1 rRNA gene is annotated in these 241 nt (G+C 56.8%); it reads left to right on the top strand.

Annotation, left to right across the window (positions count from 1 at the left end):
- Positions 1-115: 115 nt before the first annotated feature.
- Positions 116-241 (top strand): 16S ribosomal RNA (locus DXD49_RS04380); the annotation flags it as partial.

The raw sequence follows: 241 nt of genomic DNA, 5'->3' as shown, positions 1-241 counted from the left end.
GCCGAGAGGCGGCCCCGAGAAATTCCTTTTCCTATCAAACAGAACCATATGAATCGAACGGAACCGATCAGCTAATAGTTGTGAGGACCGGACGGGCTCGAAGCCCATGCATTTTTGGACGGAGAGTTCGATCCTGGCTCAGGATGAACGCTGGCGGCGCGCCTAACACATGCAAGTCGAACGGCACCCCTCTCCGGAGGGAAGCGAGTGGCGAACGGCTGAGTAACACGTGGAGAACCTG

The sequence above is a fragment of the Collinsella sp. TM05-38 genome (assembly GCF_003466445.1).
Lineage (GTDB): Bacteria > Actinomycetota > Coriobacteriia > Coriobacteriales > Coriobacteriaceae > Collinsella.
Note: the sequence above shows the minus strand (reverse complement) of the source record. Positions and strands in the feature narration are given on the sequence as shown.